The organism is Ferrovum myxofaciens (assembly GCF_000735045.1).
Lineage (GTDB): Bacteria > Pseudomonadota > Gammaproteobacteria > Burkholderiales > Ferrovaceae > Ferrovum > Ferrovum myxofaciens.
Map to the genome: position 1 here is coordinate 16,603 of NZ_JPOQ01000015.1, position 20,390 is coordinate 36,992.

At 57.3% G+C, this 20,390-nt stretch carries 15 protein-coding genes; 11 read left to right on the top strand and 4 right to left on the bottom strand.

Going from position 1 to position 20,390, the window contains the following annotated elements; translation table 11 throughout:
* Positions 1–25: 25 nt before the first annotated feature.
* The 4 genes from prmC to mltA are packed head-to-tail and all read right to left on the bottom strand — an operon-like array spanning position 26 to position 4,512.
* Positions 26–853 (bottom strand): peptide chain release factor N(5)-glutamine methyltransferase, encoded by an 828-nt coding sequence (gene prmC, locus IV91_RS0103490; protein ID WP_031596047.1) that lies wholly within the window; start codon positions 851–853, stop codon positions 26–28.
* A 3-nt stretch (positions 854–856) separates the two neighbouring features.
* Positions 857–1,945 (bottom strand): peptide chain release factor 1, encoded by a 1,089-nt coding sequence (gene prfA, locus IV91_RS0103495; protein ID WP_031596048.1) that lies wholly within the window; start codon positions 1,943–1,945, stop codon positions 857–859.
* The gene (hemA, locus tag IV91_RS0103500) at positions 1,942–3,210 is read right to left on the bottom strand and encodes a glutamyl-tRNA reductase (protein WP_031596049.1); all 1,269 of its coding nucleotides are present in this window, start codon (positions 3,208–3,210) and stop codon (positions 1,942–1,944) included. The genes prfA and hemA overlap by 4 nt, the downstream gene beginning before the upstream one ends.
* A gap of 57 nt (positions 3,211–3,267) precedes the next feature.
* Complete coding sequence (mltA, locus tag IV91_RS0103505) at positions 3,268–4,512, bottom strand: murein transglycosylase A (protein WP_084189898.1); 1,245 nt, start codon at positions 4,510–4,512, stop codon at positions 3,268–3,270.
* Between the two features lie 89 nt (positions 4,513–4,601).
* On the opposite strand from mltA, the gene rpe reads away from it, so the two are divergent.
* The 11 genes from rpe (at position 4,602) to pelF (ending at position 20,386) form a co-directional block, all read left to right on the top strand.
* On the top strand, positions 4,602–5,261 hold the full coding sequence (rpe, locus tag IV91_RS0103510) for a ribulose-phosphate 3-epimerase (protein ID WP_031596051.1): 660 nt from the start codon (positions 4,602–4,604) through the stop codon (positions 5,259–5,261).
* Positions 5,258–6,733, top strand: a complete 1,476-nt coding sequence (gene trpE / locus IV91_RS0103515; protein ID WP_031596052.1) for an anthranilate synthase component I — start codon at positions 5,258–5,260, stop codon at positions 6,731–6,733. The genes rpe and trpE overlap by 4 nt, the downstream gene beginning before the upstream one ends.
* 24 nt (positions 6,734–6,757) lie before the next feature.
* Positions 6,758–7,702 (top strand): LOG family protein, encoded by a 945-nt coding sequence (locus IV91_RS0103520; RefSeq protein WP_031596053.1) that lies wholly within the window; start codon positions 6,758–6,760, stop codon positions 7,700–7,702.
* Between the two features lie 196 nt (positions 7,703–7,898).
* Positions 7,899–8,918 carry a UDP-glucose 4-epimerase GalE gene (galE, locus tag IV91_RS0103525; RefSeq protein ID WP_031596054.1) on the top strand — a complete coding sequence of 340 codons (1,020 nt, stop codon included), beginning with the start codon at positions 7,899–7,901 and terminating at the stop codon, positions 8,916–8,918.
* A complete protein-coding gene (locus IV91_RS15615; protein WP_150112363.1) occupies positions 8,870–11,272 on the top strand; it encodes a hypothetical protein in 2,403 nt (800 codons plus the stop codon). The genes galE and IV91_RS15615 overlap by 49 nt, the downstream gene beginning before the upstream one ends.
* Positions 11,250–11,645 carry a hypothetical protein gene (locus IV91_RS16650; RefSeq protein WP_150112364.1) on the top strand — a complete coding sequence of 132 codons (396 nt, stop codon included), beginning with the start codon at positions 11,250–11,252 and terminating at the stop codon, positions 11,643–11,645. The genes IV91_RS15615 and IV91_RS16650 overlap by 23 nt, the downstream gene beginning before the upstream one ends.
* Entirely contained in the window at positions 11,617–15,834 is a 4,218-nt protein-coding gene (locus IV91_RS0103535; protein ID WP_084189892.1) for a tetratricopeptide repeat protein, read from the top strand. The genes IV91_RS16650 and IV91_RS0103535 overlap by 29 nt, the downstream gene beginning before the upstream one ends.
* A gap of 63 nt (positions 15,835–15,897) precedes the next feature.
* Positions 15,898–16,431 carry a hypothetical protein gene (locus IV91_RS0103540; RefSeq protein ID WP_051861974.1) on the top strand — a complete coding sequence of 178 codons (534 nt, stop codon included), beginning with the start codon at positions 15,898–15,900 and terminating at the stop codon, positions 16,429–16,431.
* A gap of 12 nt (positions 16,432–16,443) precedes the next feature.
* The gene (locus IV91_RS0103545; RefSeq protein ID WP_051861977.1) at positions 16,444–17,838 is read left to right on the top strand and encodes a PelD GGDEF domain-containing protein; all 1,395 of its coding nucleotides are present in this window, start codon (positions 16,444–16,446) and stop codon (positions 17,836–17,838) included.
* Positions 17,835–18,833 carry a hypothetical protein gene (locus IV91_RS0103550; RefSeq protein WP_051861982.1) on the top strand — a complete coding sequence of 333 codons (999 nt, stop codon included), beginning with the start codon at positions 17,835–17,837 and terminating at the stop codon, positions 18,831–18,833. Before IV91_RS0103545 ends, IV91_RS0103550 begins: the two co-directional genes overlap by 4 nt.
* The gene (gene pelF, locus IV91_RS0103555; protein WP_035417061.1) at positions 18,830–20,386 is read left to right on the top strand and encodes a GT4 family glycosyltransferase PelF; all 1,557 of its coding nucleotides are present in this window, start codon (positions 18,830–18,832) and stop codon (positions 20,384–20,386) included. The genes IV91_RS0103550 and pelF overlap by 4 nt, the downstream gene beginning before the upstream one ends.
* Positions 20,387–20,390: the final 4 nt, after the last annotated feature.

The following is a 20,390-nucleotide window of genomic DNA, read 5'->3' on the forward strand; positions in this document are numbered from 1 at the left end:
CAAAAAGGGAATGACCTTCCCGTTCTCATGACCTTTGGCCTCCGGTCAGGCGCTCCAACCCGGCCAGATCGGTTCGGGTTGTGACCTGTGTAAACCCGGCCCGAAGGAAACAGGACCGGCAAAACTCGCCTTGATCGAAGCCATGCTCCACCCGCAATTTTCCTCCTGGTTTTAGCCAGAGAGGGGCCTGGGCAATGATGTGCGCCAGATCTTCCGTGCCGCTGGGGCCGGCGGTCAGGGCCTGACGGGGTTCAAAGCGCAGGTCTCCCCGGTCCAGGTGGGGGTCGGCGGCGGCAATGTAAGGCGGATTGGACAGGATCAGGTCAAAGGTTTCTCCCTTGGGCAAGGCCTCAAACCAATTTCCAAGATACCAGTTCAGAACCGGACCCGAAGAAGGAAGCAGACGGGCGGCATTTTCTTTGGCCAGGGCCAGGGCAGCAGCGGAATGGTCTGTGGCGCTGACTTGCCAGTGTGGGCGGTGGTATTGCAAGGACAGGGCGAGTGCGCCACTCCCGGTGCCCAGGTCGAGGCAGTGCAGGGATGCCGGGGGGGCGGAGGTTTCCAGTGCCCAGTCCACCAATTCTTCGGTTTCGGGCCGGGGAATCAGGACGGCGGGGGTGGTCAGGAAAGAGAGGCCATAAAACTCCCGTTCTCCCAGCAGGTAGGCCATGGGTTCCCCCCGTTGGCGGCGTGCCTGCAGGGCCTGGAAATGGGCGATTTCTTCTTCGCCGAGACAGCGTTCGGGCGCACTGATCAGAGTGGTGAGGGAGCATTGCAACACCGCCTGGAGGAGCAGACGCACCTCGAGACGGGGCAGGGATCCTTCGAGTAGCAGGCTGGCCACGCTGACCATGGATTATTCGGAGGGTTCTGCCAAACCGGCCAGTAAATCTGCCTGATGTTCGGTCATCAGGGTTTCGGTCAACTCAAACAGGTCGCCGTCCATCAGGGCTTCGATTTTGTAGAGGGTCAGATTGATGCGGTGATCGGTAATGCGCCCCTGGGGAAAGTTGTAGGTACGGATGCGTTCGGACCGGTCGCCACTGCCGATCAGGGAGCGGCGAGTGGCAGCGACCTGGGCATGCTGTTCCCGTTCCTGTTTGTCCCGCAACCGTGCGGCCAGCACGGCCAGAGCCTGAGCCTTGTTCTTGTGCTGGCTGCGGCCGTCCTGGCATTCCACCACCAACCCGGTGGGCAGATGGGTGATGCGCACCGCCGAATCGGTCTTGTTGATGTGTTGCCCCCCTGCTCCGCTGGCCCGGAACGTGTCGATGCGCAAGTCTGCGGGATTGAGGGCGATTTCCCCCACTTCATCGGCTTCCGGCAGAACGGCAACGGTACAGGCCGAGGTATGGATGCGTCCCTGGGTTTCGGTGGCAGGGACCCGTTGAACGCGGTGCCCTCCCGACTCGAATTTGAAGCGCGAATAGGCGCCCGCTCCCTCGATGCGAAAGATGATTTCCTTGAACCCTCCCATTTCTCCGGGATTGTGGGAAATGATCTCGGTGCGCCAGCCCAGTCGTTCGGAAAATCGGGAATACATGCGAAACAGATCACCGGCAAACAGTGCAGATTCATCGCCGCCGGTGCCGGCCCGGATTTCCAGAAAAATATTTCGCCCATCGTTGGGGTCGCGGGGCAACAGGGCTGTTTGAATGGCTGCTTCCAACTGTTCGAGACGGCGTTTGCCCTGTTCGGTTTCTTCGTCGGCAAAATGACGCCATTCGGGATCTTCCTGTCCCAGCGTGGCGGCAGCTTCCATATCCGCGAGGGTATGCCGGTAGGCATCGTACAGTTCCACCACCGGTACCAGTTCGGCGCGTTCGCGCGTCAATTTTCGGTACTGGTCCAGTTGTTGTGTGACATCCGGGGCCTGGAGGCAGTGATCCAGTTCGATCAGGCGCGTGCGCAGGGTTTCCAGGCGGTGCAGCAATGAATCTTTCACGCGGGGTTCTCGGGAAATAAATGGCGAATGGCATCCACCAGTGACTGGCGGGTAGAGCCGCGCGTCTGGTTGAGGGCTTGAACCGGATGATGGAGCCACTTGTTCATCAAACTTTGGGATAACTGTTCCATGACCTTGGTGGGTTCGTCTCCCCGGTTCAGGGCGCGCAGTGCCTTTTCCAGTTCCAGTTGGCGGTAGTGCTCCGCCTGTTCGCGCAGGGAACGGATGGTGGGTACCACGCTGCGGGCCGCAATCCAGCCCAGAAAGTCTTCCACATGCCGGGTAATGATGGATTCGGCCTCCTCCACGGCCAACTGGCGCGAATCCTTGTTTTCCTGGGTGACCTTGCCCAGATCATCCACCGTATACAGGAAGACATCCTCCAGGCGCGCGACTTCAGGTTCGATGTCGCGGGGGACGGCCAGATCGATCATGACCATGGGGCGATGTTTGCGTTCCCGCAGCGCCCGTTCCACCATGCCCTTGCCGATCAGGGGCAGGTGACTGGCAGTGGAAGACACGATCACATCGTGCTGGGCGAGGGCCAGGGGAAGTTCGCTCAGGGGGAGGTAACGCCCTCCGAGTTGTTGGGCCAGGGCCTGACCCCGTTCGGGGGAACGGTTGGCGATGGTGACGGCACGGGGATGGCGTGCCAGAAAATAGGTCGCCACCAGTTCGATCATCTCCCCCGCACCGATGAACAGAACCTGTTGCTCGTTCATGGGACCCAGTACGTCGGCGCTCAATTTGAGCGCCGCTGCAGCCAGGGAGACGGTCCGTTCCCCAATGCCGGTTTGACTGCGCACCGCCTTGGCCACGGAGAAGGTGCTTTGAAACATTTTATTGAGCAGAGGGCCCAGGGTTCCGGCCTCATCGGCCAGGCGGACCGCCTGTTTAACCTGTCCCAAAATCTGGGTTTCACCCAATACCATGGAATCCAGGCCGGAAGCCACACGAAAAGCATGATGGGCAGCGGCACTGCCGTCGAGGTGGTACAAATATTGGGACAGGTCGAAACCCGTCAACTCATGATGATCCGCCAGCCAGTCGGCCACCGTTTCCGGATGGGGGGTTTTGCAATAAATTTCCGTGCGGTTGCAGGTGGACAGGATTACCGCTTCCTCGGCGGGGGTGGCATAGAGCAAGGCACTCAGGGCCGGTTGCAGGCGTTCCCGCGGGAAGGCTACTCGTTCGCGTACTGCCACCGGTGCGGTCTGGTGGTTCAGGCCGAAGGCATGGAGTTGATGAGCAGAGGAATCAGACAAGGGCGTTCCCGGAATCCTGATAGTAACCGTGCATTATAACTGTTCCCGACTTTCTGGTCAGTGCGCCGCAGGCGGTTGCACGCCGTGCGGATAAAGTAACCAAAGTTGCCCTGCCTGTTTCATGTGTCCGGCCGCTTCTTCGGCCTCGACTCCAAAGCCCCAGAAAAAATCTGCGCGGACCGCACCACGAATGGCGCCTCCTGTGTCCTGGGCCATCATCAGTCGATCCAGGGGCTGGTTTCGGCCTGGCCAGGTGGTGCTCAGAAAGACGGGCGCGCCTAGGGGAATAACCTGGGTATCCACCGCCAGGCTGGCCTGACCGGTCAGAGGAACGCCCAGGGTTCCCAGGGGGCCGGGCAGGTCCGGCGGAAGCAGACGAAAAAAAACGAAACTGGGGTTTTGGTTCAGCACGGCCTGGAGATCCTGGGGGTGTGACCGCGCCCAGGCTTCGATGCCCTGCATCGAAGCCTGGGCCAGGGATAATTGTCCCTGTTCCATCAGATAGCGGGCAATGGAACGAAACGGATGGCCATTTTGATCCGCATACCCCACATGCAGCCGTCGTCCGTCTCGCAACTGGACCACCCCGGACCCCTGAATCTGGAGGAAGAACAATTTGACCGGGTTGTCGACCCAGAGAAGTTCGTGACCGGTCAGGGGCCCATCCTCGAGGTCGATCTCGGCGCGGGAGAAATACGGGACCACCCGGTTGCCCACCAGTCGTCCGCGCAGGTGCCGTCCCTTGAGGTCGGGGGCCAGGTCGCCCAGATCGATGGTCAGCAGATCTGGCGGTGGGCCATAGAGAGGAAAACGGTAGACTGCGGTACGCGTCAGACTGCCCTGCAGAAGGGGTTCGTAATAACCGGTGATCAGACCCTGAGGGGATTCGTCCGGGTTGAGGATCTGCCAGGGGTCAAAGGAATGTTCGAAGAACCGACGCATGGTGAGGGCATCAAAGGGGCCCAGGGCAGTGGCCTGTTGGCAGAGGGAGGTCCAGGGTGCATCCTGGGACAGGCGGGTGCAACTTTCCAGAAAGGCATTCCAGGTGGCCGGACTGAGCCCACTGTCCCAGTGGGGTAACTGGCTGAAATCCGTACGGACCAGGTGTCCTGGCGGGGGCAGCGCAAGGTTTTCCGCCGGGGTTGAGACGGTTTTTACCGGTTGGGGGCAGGCTGGAGAGACGGGCGCGCAGACACCGGGCCGGGGCGCGGAGGCGGCAGATTGTGGGGCAGGAGGCGGGGTGGCACAGCCTGCCAGCAGGAACGGAACCAGAATACAGGCAGAAATCAGAAGGCGCGTCATGCGCATAGCGTACCATTACCGGGCTTCGGCCTGTTAGAATGTCATCACTTTAATCCGTTTCCGTGAATCAAATTCCAAGGAGTTCCGTCATGACCTTTCGCATTGCCCCCAGTATTCTCTCCGCCGACTTTGCCCGTTTGGGGGAGGAGATATCCCAGGTGATGGCCGCCGGTGCAGACATCGTTCATTTTGATGTCATGGATAACCACTATGTACCCAACCTGACCATCGGCCCCCTGGTGTGTTCGGCCATCCGACCCTATACCCAGGCGCCCATCGATGTCCATCTGATGGTCAAGCCGGTGGACCGCATCATTCCGGACTTTGCCAAAGCGGGGGCCAATATCATCAGTTTTCATCCGGAGGCTTCGGAGCATGTGGACCGCACCCTGCAATTGATTCGTGATCAGGGGTGCAAGGCGGGTCTGGTGTTCAATCCGGCGACTCCGCTCAATTATCTGGATCATGTCATGGACAAGGTGGATCTGATTCTGATCATGTCGGTCAACCCAGGTTTTGGCGGGCAATCCTTCATTCCTTCGGCGCTCGATAAATTGCGCGAAGCGCGTCAGCGCATTACCGCCAGCGGACGGGATATCTGGCTCGAAGTCGACGGCGGGGTCAAGGTGGACAACATTCGCGCCGTGGCCGAGGCAGGCGCGGACACCTTTGTGGCGGGTTCGGCCATTTTCAACACCAAAGATTACAAGGCCACCATCGATGCGATGCGTGCCGAACTGGCCCGATGACTGAAACGGCATTTGCGGAAGGAGGGGAAGCCGGATTTAACCTGATTCCCCTGGTACGGACGGTTCCTGCCGATCTCGAAACCCCGCTGGCGGTTTACGCCAAATTGGCAAACCGTCCTTTTTCGTTCCTGCTGGAGTCGGTACAGGGGGGGGAACGTTTCGGTCGTTTCTCCTTCGTGGGATTGCCCGCCCGAACCCGTTTGCAGGTAACCGGTTACCGGGTGGAAGTGATCACGGAGGGGGTCGTGGTGGAAACCGTGGAATGTCCGGATCCGCTGGTTTTCATTCAGGACTTCATCGATCGGTACAAGGCCGCGCCTGCGCCGGATCTGCCCCGCTTCCACGGGGGCGTGGCCGGATATTTTGGTTACGATATCGTGCGTTATATCGAACCTCGCCTGTCCGGCGGCTGGAAACCCGATGACGTTGGCGTGCCCGACATTCTGCTGTTATTGACCACGGAACTGGCAGTCATCGATAACCTGTCCGGACTCCTGCATCTCATCGTGTATGTGGATCCCGGTCTCCCGGAGGCACGGGCGCGGGGAGAAGCACGTTTGGCGGAATTGCAGGAAGCCTTGCGGGCGGGGGTCCGTTTGCCGGAACCTGCGCCGGATAACCTGATGACTCCCTTGTCGGATATGTCTCCGGACCAGCATCGGCACATGGTGGAGCGGGCCAAGGCTTATATCGAGGCGGGGGATGTCATGCAGGTGGTACTCAGCCGGCGGATGTGCCAATCCTTCGAGACTTCGGCGCTGTCCCTGTATCGCTCATTGCGTCGATTGAATCCCTCACCTTACCTGTTCTACTACGATTTTGGAGAGTTTCAGGTGGTGGGTGCCTCGCCTGAAATTCTGGTCCGCCTGTGTGCCGGCGAGGTGACGGTTCGTCCCATTGCAGGGACGCGTCCGCGCGGTAAAGATTCCGTGGAAGATGAAGTTCTGGCCCGGGAACTCCTGCAGGACCCCAAGGAAATTGCTGAACATCTCATGCTCATGGATCTGGGGCGCAACGATGTGGGTCGGATTGCCCAGACGGGTTCGGTGAAGGTGACCGAAAACATGACCATTGAACGTTACTCCCATGTCATGCACATCGTTTCCAACGTGGTGGGACGTCTGCGTCCGGGAATGCGGGCGCTGGATGTGTTACGCGCCACCTTCCCGGCGGGCACCCTGTCCGGTGCCCCCAAGGTTCGGGCCATGGAAATCATCGACGAACTGGAATCCACGCGCCGGGGGATTTATGGCGGTGCAGTGGGGTATCTGGGGTTTGATGGCAACATGGACATGGCTATTGCCATTCGCACGGCAGTCATTGCCCGGGGGCAACTCTGGGTTCAATCTGGCGGCGGCATCGTGGCGGATTCGGACCCCGCGGCGGAGTGGCAGGAAACGGTCAACAAGGCCCGTGCCGTGGTGCGGGCGGCTGAACTGGTACAGTCGGGAGAATTTGACTCTCACCGTTGATCTATAACCCTCAGGAGACCCTGGATGAAACGCCCTTATCCGCATATTCCCACCCCTCCCGATCCCCTGCGCCGCAAGCAACCCCTGCCCTGGTCCCACCCCAAAAGAGATCCTGGGGATCTTCAACTGGAACAACGTCTGAAAGCGATCCTCGAACATTCTTCCTATCGGGAACCGGACGAGGACACGGACTTCATCCAGTCCGAATCTGCGCGCGGTGTGCGGCTTCAACTGGATTACGCCAAGGCAGAACAGGGCATGCACGACCAGGGCATCGAGCGGTGTATCGTGGTGTTTGGCAGCACCCGTCTGCGTGAACCCGCCGTGGCGGGAGACGAGTTGAAACGGATCATGGCGCAATGCCTGCAGGCGCCGGACGATCCCCAATTGGAACGGGAACGGCGTTTGGCCGAAAATCGTCTGTCCCTGGCGCGCTATTACGAGGTAGGGCGGGAATTGGGGCGGCTGGTGGGGAAGGTTGGAAACGATGCGGGGGGGGGCCGTCTGGTGGTGATGACCGGGGGAGGGCCCGGCGCCATGGAAGCGGCCAATCGCGGTGCCTTTGAGGAGGGGGCGCCTTCCATCGGGTTGAACATAACGCTGCCGCGTGAACAATTTCCCAATCCGTATATCACGCCGGGATTGTGTTTTCAGTTCCATTATTTTTCCATGCGGAAACTTCATTTCATGAAACGTGCGGTGGCTATTGTGGCGCTGCCCGGCGGTTACGGTACGTTGGACGAGTTATTTGGCGCTCTGACCCTGATTCAGACCCGCAAGGTGGCGCCGATTCCGGTCGTCCTCGTGGGCGAAGCCTACTGGCGTCGGGTGTTCGACGCAGAATACATGCTGGATCAGGGGCATATCGATGCGGAAGATCTGGACCTGTATTGGTACGCAGAAACTGCTGCCGAGGCATGGGAAGGCATTCAACTTTGGCATCGGGAAAATGGCAGTGCATTGATTTGAAAAAATATGCTAAATTTAAAGGAAATTTTTCCGATAAGGAATTAGAGATGGGAGTTTTACAAATTTTTTTTGCTTTATGACAATATAAAACAGCAGTTTTTGATTACCATGCGTCTTGGTATTTCGGAACGGACGGCTGTTTCTTAGAAAAATATCATGAGCAATTCATGATGGGGGAGAAGTAGGGGGAGTAGGGTTGAATAACAAGAAAAATGTGCTTGTAGCAGGTGGTGCGGGTTATATCGGTAGTCATGTAGTGACGGTGCTCCTTCAGGCGGGTTTTTCCGTGGTGGTGCTGGATAACTTTTCAAACAGCGATCCTTCGGTATTGCAACGCCTGGAAAAAATCACTGGTCAGACCGTTCCCTTCGTTCATGCGGATCTGCGTACCTGCGATACGGTGGTCTCCACGTTGCGCAACTACCGCATCAACTCGGTGATTCATCTGGCGGGGCTCAAGGCCGTGGGCGAATCGGTGGCCAAACCCATTGAGTACTATGGTTGCAACATTCAAGGTACCCTCAGTTTGCTGGAGGCGATGCAGACCTGCGGGGTGCATGAGTTGGTTTTTAGTTCCAGTGCCACTGTTTATGGGGATCCTCAAACTCTGCCCCTCGATGAAACTCATCCAACGAGCGCCACCAACCCCTATGGACGCAGCAAATCACACATCGAGGAAATGTTGCACGATGTGGCCCGGGCGTCAGAGAAATGGAAAATCGTCTGTTTGCGCTATTTCAATCCGGTGGGAGCTCATCCCTCGGCATTGATCGGAGAAGACCCGGCGGGAATTCCCAATAACCTGATGCCTTTTGTGGCGCAGGTGGCCTCCGGCAAACGTCCTCTTCTGAGAATCTTTGGCAATGACTATCCAACGCCGGACGGTACGGGGGTGAGGGACTATATCCATGTCATGGATCTGGCGGAGGGGCACCGGTCTGCACTGGATTTCGTGGCGACCCAGCCCGGTTGGCAGGCCATCAATCTGGGGAGCGGACAGGGGCATAGCGTGCTGGAAATGGTTGCCGCCTTTGAAAAGGCCAGCGGCCGGTCGATTCCCTACCAGATCGTGGACCGTCGCCCTGGGGATATTGCCTCCTGCATCGCTGATCCCGCACGGGCCCTGCGCGTATTGCACTGGAAGACGACGCGGAGTCTGGAGGACATGTGCACCAGTACCTGGGCCTGGCAACGATATCGGGAAGTCGGGGTGTGACTTTGGTAAGGGTTTGGGGACTATGGGCCTGCCTGTGGGCAGGCTCGATGCTTGGGGGGGGGGTTCTCGCCGCCGAGGGGGAGGCATCGCCCAATGTGGCGTTTTATCTGGGGACCGATGCGCCTCTGGATCTGCTCCAGGCCTTCGATGAGGTAATCGTCGATCCGGCGGTATTTGCCTTGCCCTCGTCAGAACGGTATCCTCATACCCGCTGGGCGGCCCGTGTGGAAATCACGCAGAAAGACTATCAGGGCACCCCTGCCGCCTGGTTGGAAAAAACGCTTGCGCCGTTATGGGGGAAAGGGTTTCGTGACTTCTATCTGACCGATAAGGAAAGGGGCGGAGACTCGTTTTTTTCTGCTCCGCCCAGTACCGAAGACCGCTGGCTTTCCCTGGCCCTGACCGAAGTTCATGGCGAATTCAAGGGTGCGCGGATATTCTTGCGGAATCATTTGCCGGTGGCCGACGCCCGTGGGGATCTTTTGGCCGGATGGGTGGTGGAATCGATCTTTCAGCCCTATGATGCCCTGCAGGGTTGGTTTCTAACCGTGGATCCCCACCGTCTGGATGAGCAGTTGAGCCAGTTGCATCATTGGCAGGAAAAATACCCTGGGGTCCCGTTGATCGACCTTGAACTGGCTCAGACGTATGACAGGGAAGGTCAGCAGGCCCTGGCCCGGAAGTCTGCCCAGGCCGGTTTGATTCCTTATGTGACCAGCCCGGACGAAAACATCGTGGGCATCGGGAAACTGAGGGTGATGCCCAGAAAGATTCTGGTGGTTCAATCGCTGGATCCGGGGACGGCCATCGAGGAAGGAACGGGGTCCAAGATCCTGTCTCTGCCCTTGGACTATCTGGGCTATGACGTTCGGTATGTAAACGTCAACGAGGGGCTGCCGGAAGACATTACGCCCGATCGTTACGCCGGCATCGCAGTTTTTCTGGATAAGGATGTGGCGGATCAGGACAAATGGCGCCTATGGTTTCTGAAGGAGGTACACCGTCACGTTCCGGTGGCGGTATTTGATCGCTTCGGTTTCGACATCGATATTGAGACCGCACAGGTTCTGGATCTCAAGGTACTGCCCAGCGGGTATCTGCCCGGGGCCACCGCCAGGATTCTTCATACTGCCCCCATGATCGGTTTCGAACACGCGCCGCAGGTCGAGATACAGGATGCCGTGGGGCTGGCCATCGGCCCCACAGGGCAATCCCTGGCACAGATCCAGGTGGGCGACACGATCATGGATATGGCGGCCACCCTGCCTTGGGGAGGCTATGCCCTGGCTCCGTTTTCCCTGGAGTATGTGGGAGAGTTGAATCGGAACTATTGGGTCATTGATCCCCTTAAATTCCTGCGCCAATCCTTGTCGTTGCCGGCGATGCCGGTACCCGATACCACTTCGGAGAATGGGCGACGCCTGTTTTTCGTCCAGGTGGACGGGGATGGATTTCCTTCCCGGGCAGAATTTCCTGGTTATGATTATGGGGCGGAAGCCCTGTATGACCAGATTTTCAAAAAATATCCCATTCCCATGACGGTTTCCGTTGTGGAGGGGGAAATTGGTCCCACGGGGAAATATCCTGCCCTGTCCCCCAGACTGGAATCCATTGCGCGCAAGATTTTTGCCCTGCCCAATATTGAAATCGGTTCTCACACCTATAGCCATCCTCTCGACTGGATTTTGGCCGATCCCAAGTATGGGCAGCAGAAGGAACAGTTATCCATGCAGATTCCGGGCTATACCTTCGATCTCAAACGAGAGATCGAGGGTTCCATCGAGTATATCAATGGCCGGTTGGCTCCACCGGGGAAAAAAGTCCGGGTTCTACAATGGTCGGGGGCGGCAAACCCCACAGCGGCCGCTTTGGAAGAGGCATGGAAGGCGGGCGTGTATAACATCAACGGGGGGGGACACCCTGCCTGTCAAGCCCGATGGTTCCTGGACAGACATCAGTGGGGCCGGAATCGCGAAGGGGAAGGGCGATCAGAATTACCAGATCTATGCGGCGGAAATGAACGAGAACATCTACACGAACGATTGGACGCGACCCTTCTATGGCATGGTGCGGGTTCTGGAAACCTACGAAATCACCGAGTTTCCGCTGAGAATCAAACCGGTGGATATCTATTTCCACTTTTATTCCGGCACCAAGTTGGCTTCCTTGAAAGCACTTCAGAATGTGTACGATGTGACGTTGAAACAACCGGTGTTCCCGGTGTATACCTCGGATTTCATTCAAAAAGTTCTGGATGCGCGGCATGCGTCGGTGGCCATGCAGGAGGGGCAGTGGCAGATTCGAACGGGCAGGAGTCTCCGGGAATTTCGCTTGCCGGTGGGAGAAATTCCTGATTTGACCCATTCCTCCGGAGTCGTTGGGTACTTGTCCGTTCCCGGTGGAACCTATGTGCATCTGGGGGATGACCAGGCCAGCGTATCGTTGCTGCCGGTGAATCATCCGGCGGATCCGCTGCCCTATGTGTCGGCCGCTACGGCGTATATCACCCATTTCAAGCGGCAAGGTCGAGGGATTCGTTTCGATGCCCGGGGCTATTACCAACCCTATGTGCTGTTGAGCCATGCGGATCATGCCTGCGGGTTCAAGGTAGATGGTCGGGAGGTTCAGTCCACGGAGGATGGGAAGGGACGGTTGAAGGTCTCCTTCCCGCCTTCCGTGGGAGAGCAAGGTCCCGTGCATGACATTGAGGTTCATTGTCATGATTGAACGGGAACAAATCATTCGTCCCTGGTTGACGTTGATTCTCGGGGCCGGGATTCTGTTGTCCATGGCTGCCGCCTATCAAGGCAATGAAGCTTTTCTGAAAACCGTGGATCCCTTCAAGCCCACCGGCATTTCCATCGCCTATCTCGAAAGCCGGTTGGCCGGGCATCCGGATCAACCCGCCATGCTGGAAACCCTGGCCTGGCAATACATGACCCTCGGACACTGGGATGCGGCGCTCAAGACGGCACAACGCCTGGAGGACCTGGGGGGGAAACAGGATCGGGCACGGGCCCTGTTCATTCGTGTCCGGGTCGCGGAACAGCGGGCTTTTGAATATCCTCTGCAGAGTATTCAACGGGCGCATTATCTGGGGGAGACGCGCCAGTTGTTGAATCGTACGCTCGACTATCACTGGGATGTGCCGACCCTGGAATATCTGGTCAGGATGGCTCGAGATTCCTCCAACTTCGACGTGATGTCCCAGGACTATCAGGCCCTCGCCGTTCAGGATCCCGAACGCGCACGCCTGTGGTACGCACGTTATGGCAAAGCTGCGCTGGACAGTCAGCATTACACCCTTGCCGCAGAAGCTTTTTTCCAGGTCGAGGGGTTATCCCGGAGTGTTTCGGACAAAAGACGTGCCTGGGCTGCCGGGATCGGCGCTCTGGAGGCAGGAAACCAGGTGGCCGCAGCCTGTGTTGCGGCCGATGCGCATATGGCGGGGATGGAAATGGATCCGGAAGCCGTGGCGACCATGCTCAAGTTGGCAAGAAGCGCACAACGGCATGATCTTGAAGTGAAATACGCAAAACTCCTGCTACAACTCAGCCGGCGTGAAGAAAGTATCGGCCCTGCGGTGCGCTGGGTTCATTGGGATGGGCCAACGTCAGGTTCGGCCCGGCGATATTTTCACAGGCATGGGTCCAGGTTTTCCGATGGGGTTCCCGGTGCTGTACTCTGGGCGAAGTCGCCTGCCCGTTTTCATCGTAGCGCGGATCAGGAACCGGCCATCAATGGGTTGGGGGTGGGTGCAGAATCCGGAGTTAATGATGAGGATGCCACCTTTGCCAGGGATGTCACGCCGGAAATCGAGCAATCTTCCACGCAGGGCGCGCGCGCGCCGAAAAATGGTGGATGGGCAGCACCGGCGGGGGCACACCCAAAAAACCTCGAAGATTTCGAGTTGATGTACAGTGCCTTTGTGGGGAATGGCCAGTTGAAGGAAGCGGAAGCAGTTTGTCTCAAGGCGCTGGAGCGCCATCTTGACCCTGCGGTCTGGACCAAACGCCTGGCCCAGGTGGCGCTGTGGAATGGGCAGCCCAAGGTAGCTCTGGAAAACTGGATGATTTATGCCCAGGCTACCCACAATGAGGAGGCCTGGCAAAATGTCCTGAGGATTGCCCGCCAAACCAATGATGATCGAAGTTATCTGACGGCCTTGCTGCATGAATCCGAGCGCAATCCCGAGGACCTCGAATTGATCGGAAAGATCATCGCCGCCCATGAGCGGCTGGCTGAACCGGAGGCCAGTCTGGATTTTCTGAAGGCCCGTGCGGTTGGGTCAATGCGGGTTCCCATGCTGGAACGGTATGCTCAACTGGCCGAAGATCTGGGGGATGAAGACAAGGCGCTGTGGGCGCTTCATCGCTTGCAGGCAGACTATGGACCTTCGCCCCGCTATGCCATCGACATTGCGGATATCGATCTGCAAAAAAAGAACCCCCAGGCGGCTTTTGACGAGTTGACCCAGGTTAAATCCAGAGTGGGTGTGGACAAGGTGAATGCCCCCTTCTGGCGAGCCTACGCCGAAGTCGCGGATTTGTCCCACCATGATCAGGCGGCCAGTGAAGGACACAAGAAATTGCTGGAGACCGGGGGGTACGATGATGATGACCTCCTGGACATGGAGAACTACTACGCGGGGTATCCCCTGGATGCCGGCAGGCTTTTTGAATTGCAATTTCGTTTGACGGGCAAACTGCAATCCTTGTTGAATGCCATGGGCAGTTATTCCACCGCCAGGGCCTGGGGTCGAGTGTATGCCTTGTTGCAAGGACTTACTGCCAAACAGCGCGCCGAGTTTGAAACCAATGCCGATTTTTTGATGGCACGGGGAGATTATTTTTTGCGCAGTGGGCATTGGAAACTGGCCTTGGCCGATATGCACCAGGCAATGATGTTGCCTCAGATCGGTGATACCCAGCGCGTGGCTTATCTATGGGCATTGGTGGACTTTGGTGCGGATGACGAATTGAAAACCGTGCTCTACGGTTGGCGTCATCGGATCGAAGCCGACTCGATTTACTGGGGGGTCGCAGGAGCGGCTTACGTCCGCTTGAACCAGCCTGAAAGAGCCTTGGGATACCTGTCCCGGGAGGCCAAGGAGATGAAAGACGATCCCCAGTGGTTGCTGATTCTTTCCTATGCCCAGGAGGATTCCGGGGATGAGGCGTCGGCGTGGCGTTCGCGCCGGGCCGCATGGAGTCGTCTCAATGCCTTGATTTCTGCGCCACTTCAGCCTTCCTCCTCGATCCGGAATCTGGTATCCAGAGGCAATGCACTGCAACCCGTAACGCCGGTGCTGGACATGGGCGGTGTGGAATCACCCCTGGCGCTCAGAGTATCCTTGAGTCAACTTTTCGTGAATGGGGATGCTTCCCTGGATTACCTCACCCAACTTCTGCAACGACGGCGTTGGCGGAAGCGGTCGGGAGATTCTCCTGAGGCAGCGGAATCGCTGCTGGGAAACCTCCGGGCTTTTCAGGATGTTCCCTTGACAACCGGGGATGATTGCCTGGAGGAACTGGATGCGGAAGGTCTATCCCCCGAAGCCAAGAAAAAAGTGGTTCTGAGCGAGCGTTGCCGGGTTTCCAACGCGGCCAAGGATGTGGCGACTTCCTGGGCCCTGGGCGGGGAACATAACGATCTGGCGCGGGCCTGGCTGGCACAGGAGTATGGCAATCGTTTGCTGCATTCCACCGATGCCCGGATCACGCTGGCCCTGGCAGAGAATGACCAGGAAACTCTGGCCCGCCTGGTGGATGATCAGGAGAGCAAGATCCAGGTGGATCAAAGGGTTGAAAGTCTTGAACGCCTGGGTCGGAGAGCAGATGCACAAACCACCGCCTTTGAAGGGGGCGAAAATGCCCCTAACAATACCACCCGTCATGAAATCGAACGGGAGGTGCTGCTGACACCCAGCGACAATATCAGCCAGAACCAGGATCCCTCTCCCGGGCCCTATTGGAGCCCCCAAGGCTATATCACCCCCTCCGTGGTGGCGGGCATGAACGTCAGTACCTGGAGTCCCCTGTCCTATGTGGAAAAATCTGCGGGAGTGGGGTTTGCGCTGAACAATGAGTATACGTTGGATGCGGAAGCCATTCAGCGCACCCAAACCGATCTGAATACCCGTCAGGTTGCTTATGTTCCGGCTCAGGACAACAGCATGGTCGTTACTCTCGGCGATCATACCGATGCCCGGGATTATGCCGTGACGGTGGGCCATCGTTCGGCTTGGTATGCCTTCGACACCTACAGTGGCAGTGCCCAATACAATTGGTCGCCCACGCTCAAGGCGCGGGTGATGGCGGGCTGGAACCAGTTTACGGATCTTTCTCCGGTCATTCAGGTGATGGGAATGAAGAACATGGTGGACATGTCCCTGGAATGGCTGTTTGCTCCCCGGTGGTTTCTCAAAACCTCCGTGGAAGGGGACCGGTTCAATGCGCAGAATGGAGAATATCTCGGCAACGGGCTACTGTATTCCATGGAAATGGGCTATCAGTTGATGAGCAGCATGCCCAACTGGAACCTGCGCTTCGTGACCTATGAAGGCCGGTTCAATTCGGCAGGGAACGTGGTACTCCCCCAACTGGCCACGCTGGTACCCAGGGGACAGGCAGTCAATACGGCTTTTTTCATGCCCGGCAACATTTCCCAGTATGGGCTGATGACGGGGTATGGAACCGACTATGAGAATAATTATCTGCGTCCCGGTTGGCAACCCTATGTGGACGCAGGGGTCGTGAATGACACGATTCTGGGATTGCTGCCCCAGATCAGCGCGGGACTGGCAGGACCGATCTTTGGCGGGGATTATGCCCGGATCTATTATTTCCACGAAACGGCACCCGGCAGTACGGAATCCATGACCCAGACAGGGGTCAGTTATCGGTACTTTTATTGAGTGGGTAGAGAAGTCTGCGGCAGAATTTTTTAACTTTAAAGATACGTCAGGAGACAGGACATCATGAAACCGAATAGAACCATTGCTTGGGCGCTGACCGCAGCAACCGTTGGGTTGGCGGCTTGTTCAACGCTCGATGTGGGGCAACCGCCTGCCCTGGACAAGAACGCCTCCTGGGCACTTCTGCCCATGGCCAATTATACGGAAACCCCCGATGCCGGGGACCGAGTGGCCAGCATCACGGAAAGTATCCTGCATCAGAAGGGGGGAATGGACCTCAAGCGTTACCCCATCAAGGATGAAAAGGATACATTCATTCTGGGGAACAATGCCAAGTTGCAACAGGCCGCCATGGACTGGGCCAGTCAAAACAGGATTCAATACGCTCTGACCGGATCTGTCCAGGAATGGCGTTACAAGACCGGGGTGGATGGCGAGCCTGCCGTCAGTGTGACCTTCAATCTGGTGGACATGACCACCGGAAAGACGGTCTGGAGCGCGACGGGTAGCCGGACGGGTTGGAGTCGTTCAAGCGTGGGATCCGTGGGACAGACCTTGATCGATCAGTTACTGATCCCCATCGAATACCCCCGTTGAGTTTGGACGACCGTGGAAAACGCTATCCAGGCAGCCAAAAAAGCCCGTTTCAGCGATGCCCTGGACGGGGTGACGCTGTACAGTCGTTTCTTTGTGAAAACGGCCATTCGTCCGGTGGCGGTGCTCGAGGTCGTGGGGTACATGGGTGCGACCATCGGGGTGTTTTATTGGATCAACCCGCAAGATCCGCTATTACTCATGCTGACCTTCCCCTGGATCTGGTTGGTGGCCACGGCCCTGGCATTGCGTTATGGTGCCCTGATGGGCGTCCTGGCCGGGTTGATGATCGTTCTGGCCTGGGAGATCCTGTACCGGGGTTATCAGGGCAATGGGGCGTTGGGTTTCCCGGTGATGTTCATGTCCGGAGGGTTGGTTCAGGTGATTCTGGCAGGCCATGTTCGCGATGTCTGGTCGAATCTGTCGGTTCGGGCCAACGGGATCAACGGTTACCTCAACGATCACCTGGCGTCTCTGACTACGGCTCACTACCTCCTGCGGGTTTCACACGATCGACTGGAACGGGATTTGTTTACGAGACCGGCAACCTTGCGCAGCGCTCTGGAACATATGCGCGAAATCACCGCCCTGTCCACCGCTTCCGAAGAACCTCATTCTCCCTTCAAAGGGGCGCAGGCGGCACTGGACCTCATCTCGATGATTTGCCAACTGGGTTCCGCAACCCTTTATTCGGTGGCTTCCAATGGTCAGGTCGTGGACGTATCCTACGCCGGGGTGGGCACGCCGATTCCCCTGAATCAAGAGGATCCGGTTCTGAAGGACTGTTTGGCGCGTCAGTCCCTGTCCCACCTCAAGGCGGTGGATGCGGAGAAATTGGGCTCCTACTATGTGGCGGCTCCCATCGTCCAGGTCACGGGCGAATTGATTGGGGTCCTGTTGGTCCATCAGATTCATTTCATGGCGCTCAACCACGACAATATGCAATTGATGCGGGTATTGCTGGATTACTACGGCGACGGCCTGGCCGAATACCAGTTGGTGGGGCAGGTCCATCGTCTCATGCCCCAGTGCCCCTATGGATTTGCTGCGGAGGTGGAGCGGATCTCTCATCTCAAGAAACTTTATGACATCGAATCTTCCTTGGTGGCGCTGAGTTTTCCCCGCTCGGGTCCAGGGGATTTGCAGTTTCAGCAAGTGATTCGCCAGTTGCGTTCGCTGGACATGCTCTGGACAGATCAGAACGATGAACGGCAATTTGCCCTGTTCCTGATGCCGTTGACCGAAGGAGACGGGGTCCTGGGGTATATGAACCGGGTCGAGGCGGGTTTGAAACAGACCTTCCAGACGACCCTGGCTGAGGCGAAAATCCGTTTTTATTCGATTTCCGTCAAAGCACGGGATGCCGAAATGGATTTGAAAACGATTTACGATCAGGTGCGTGCCCCATGATTCCTGTGACGATCATTCTGGGGTTCCTGGCTTTCCTTTTTCAGGGGATGGCCATCCATGCCTTGATGGGTCCCCAGGCCGGAGTGGAGGTGTTGCTGGGTTTTTTCTTCTGGCAAGCCTGTGCATCCCTGCTGACGACATTATTTTATGCAGTGCTCTGGCCTGCATTTTTTGCCCTCCCCAGTCGCGCTTCCCTGTTGCATGTCTTTTTGACCTGCCAGTTTTTGCCGGTGGCCGGCGCCCTGCTTTTTTTGACTGAAATGGCCGTTCACCGGTTTTTGAAACCACTCCCGGATCACGGTTACCTGGGGGCCGCCGACACCCCTGAATTCAATCATCACCTGTTGAACCGCATTACCCATGGCGTGGGTTCTCGCCTGCTGGCCAAACTCACCACCACCGAGGCACCCCTGGCCAGCAAACTGTCTGCGGTGGTGACGTTGCGTTCCATGCCCTTGCGCTATTCCGGCCAGATGCTCTCCGATCTCCTGGCAGACTCCAGCGATGAGGTACGCCTGTTGGCTTATGGAACCATGGATAAGGCTGAAAAGGAGGTGATGAAACAGGTCTATGAGATTCATCATCAACTGGCGGCTTTGCCGGCGGGACAACATCCCCTTCAACTGTGGATGCGCATGGCTCAGTTGTATTGGGAATTGATCTATCAGAATCTGGTGACGGGGGAGGTGCGCCAACATACGCTGACCCAGATTGCACATTTTGCGCATCAAGTCCTGGATTTGTCCCCCGAAGAGGCGGAAATGTGGTTTCTGCTGGGACGGTGTGCGCTGTTGCATCAAGACTATGGGTTGGCGGAAAACCATTTTCTGCGCGCGCAGCAATTGAACTATCCGCAGGATCGTCTTTTGCCCTGGCTCGCCGAAGTGGCTTTTCTAAAGGGGGAACTGCATCGGGTTCCCTTGTTGCTCAAGGGGTTGCGTAATAGTGCGCGCATGCCCCAACTCCAGCCCTTGTTGAGGTATTGGTTGCCATGAAGAACAAAAGGAGTTTTAAAAGAGCAGAAAAAGCGGACGTTTGTCTCTTGCTGGAAGGAACCTACCCCTATGTATCGGGCGGTGTTTCAGCCTGGGTCAGTCATCTTCTGACCGAGTTTCCCGATGTGTCTTTTGCGCTGGTATTTATGGGAAGCAGTCCCCAGGATTATGGAGATCCCGTTTATACCTTGCCGGACCATGTGGTCTATTACGAAGAGTTTTTCATTCATGATGTCGTACCCAAGAAAGCGGTAAGGGAAGTACGCAAGGGGGATCCCCAGGCTTTTGAAAAAATGGAACACTTCCATCAGGCATTGCGAGATCCCCTGCATCCGGACCTGAGCGGGCATCTCCTGCGTCAGATCCTTCCTCAGATGGAAAATGGAAAAGCTCTGGATGACGCACAGTTCCTGTACGGCAAGATGTCCTGGGACATGATCACCGAGTACTATGAACGATACTCCACGGATCCCTCCTTTACCGATTATTTCTGGACGGTGCGCATGATGCATAAACCGATCTGGGAGATCGTCAATGTCAGTCACCAGATCATTCCCGCCCAGGTATATCACACGGTCTCCACGGGCTATGCCGGATTTCTGGGCGCTTTGCTTCATTACCGGACGGGACGTCCCTTGTTGCTCTCCGAGCATGGAATCTACACGAAGGAACGCAAGATCGATTTGCTGCAAAGTTCCTGGTTGCGGGATAACCGGCGCTTTCTCGAGGAAGATTCCACCCAGGTCGGATATCTTCAGGACCTGTGGGTACGTTTCTTTGAGTCCATCGGTCAGATGTGTTATTCCGCATCGACGTCCATCATCTCTCTTTTTGAGCAGAATCGGCAGCGTCAGATTGATGACGGGGCTCCGGCGGAACGTACGCAGGTCATCCCCAATGGCATAGATTTACAACGTTTCTCGGCTTTGCGGGGGCAACGTCCGGAATCTGTCCCGCTGGTGGTTGCCCTGATCGGACGGGTGGTGCCCATCAAGGATATTCGGACGTTCATTCGAGCCATTTTTATTGCGACGCGCCGAGTACCCGAGTTACAGGGCTGGATCATTGGGGGCGAGGGGGAAGACCCGGAATACGCTCAGGAATGTCGCAGTTTTGCGTCCAGTTTGGGAATTTTGGACATTCAGTGCCACTTCCTGGGACATCAGCAGGTGGATCGCTATTACCCCAAGATTGGTTTGATGGCCTTGAGTTCCATCAGCGAAGGTCAGCCCTTGGTGGTTCTGGAAGCCTATGCGGCGGGAGTGCCTGTCGTGGTCACGGATGTGGGGGCCTGTCGCGAACTGGTGGAGGGGGCGGCGGGGGAGGATCGCGGGTTGGGGAAGGCGGGAGCCGTGGTTCCCATTGCCGACCCCGAGGCTATGGCTCAGGCCATGATCGACTTGCTGACCCTTCCGGGATGTTGGCAGAATGCGCAGGCCGCTGCAGTGGCACGGGTATCTCGCTACTATGATGCGCGAATCATGGAGGACCACTACCGTCAACTCTATACGACCCTGTGGCAGAAGCCCACCGAAGTATTTTCAGAAGGATGATCGA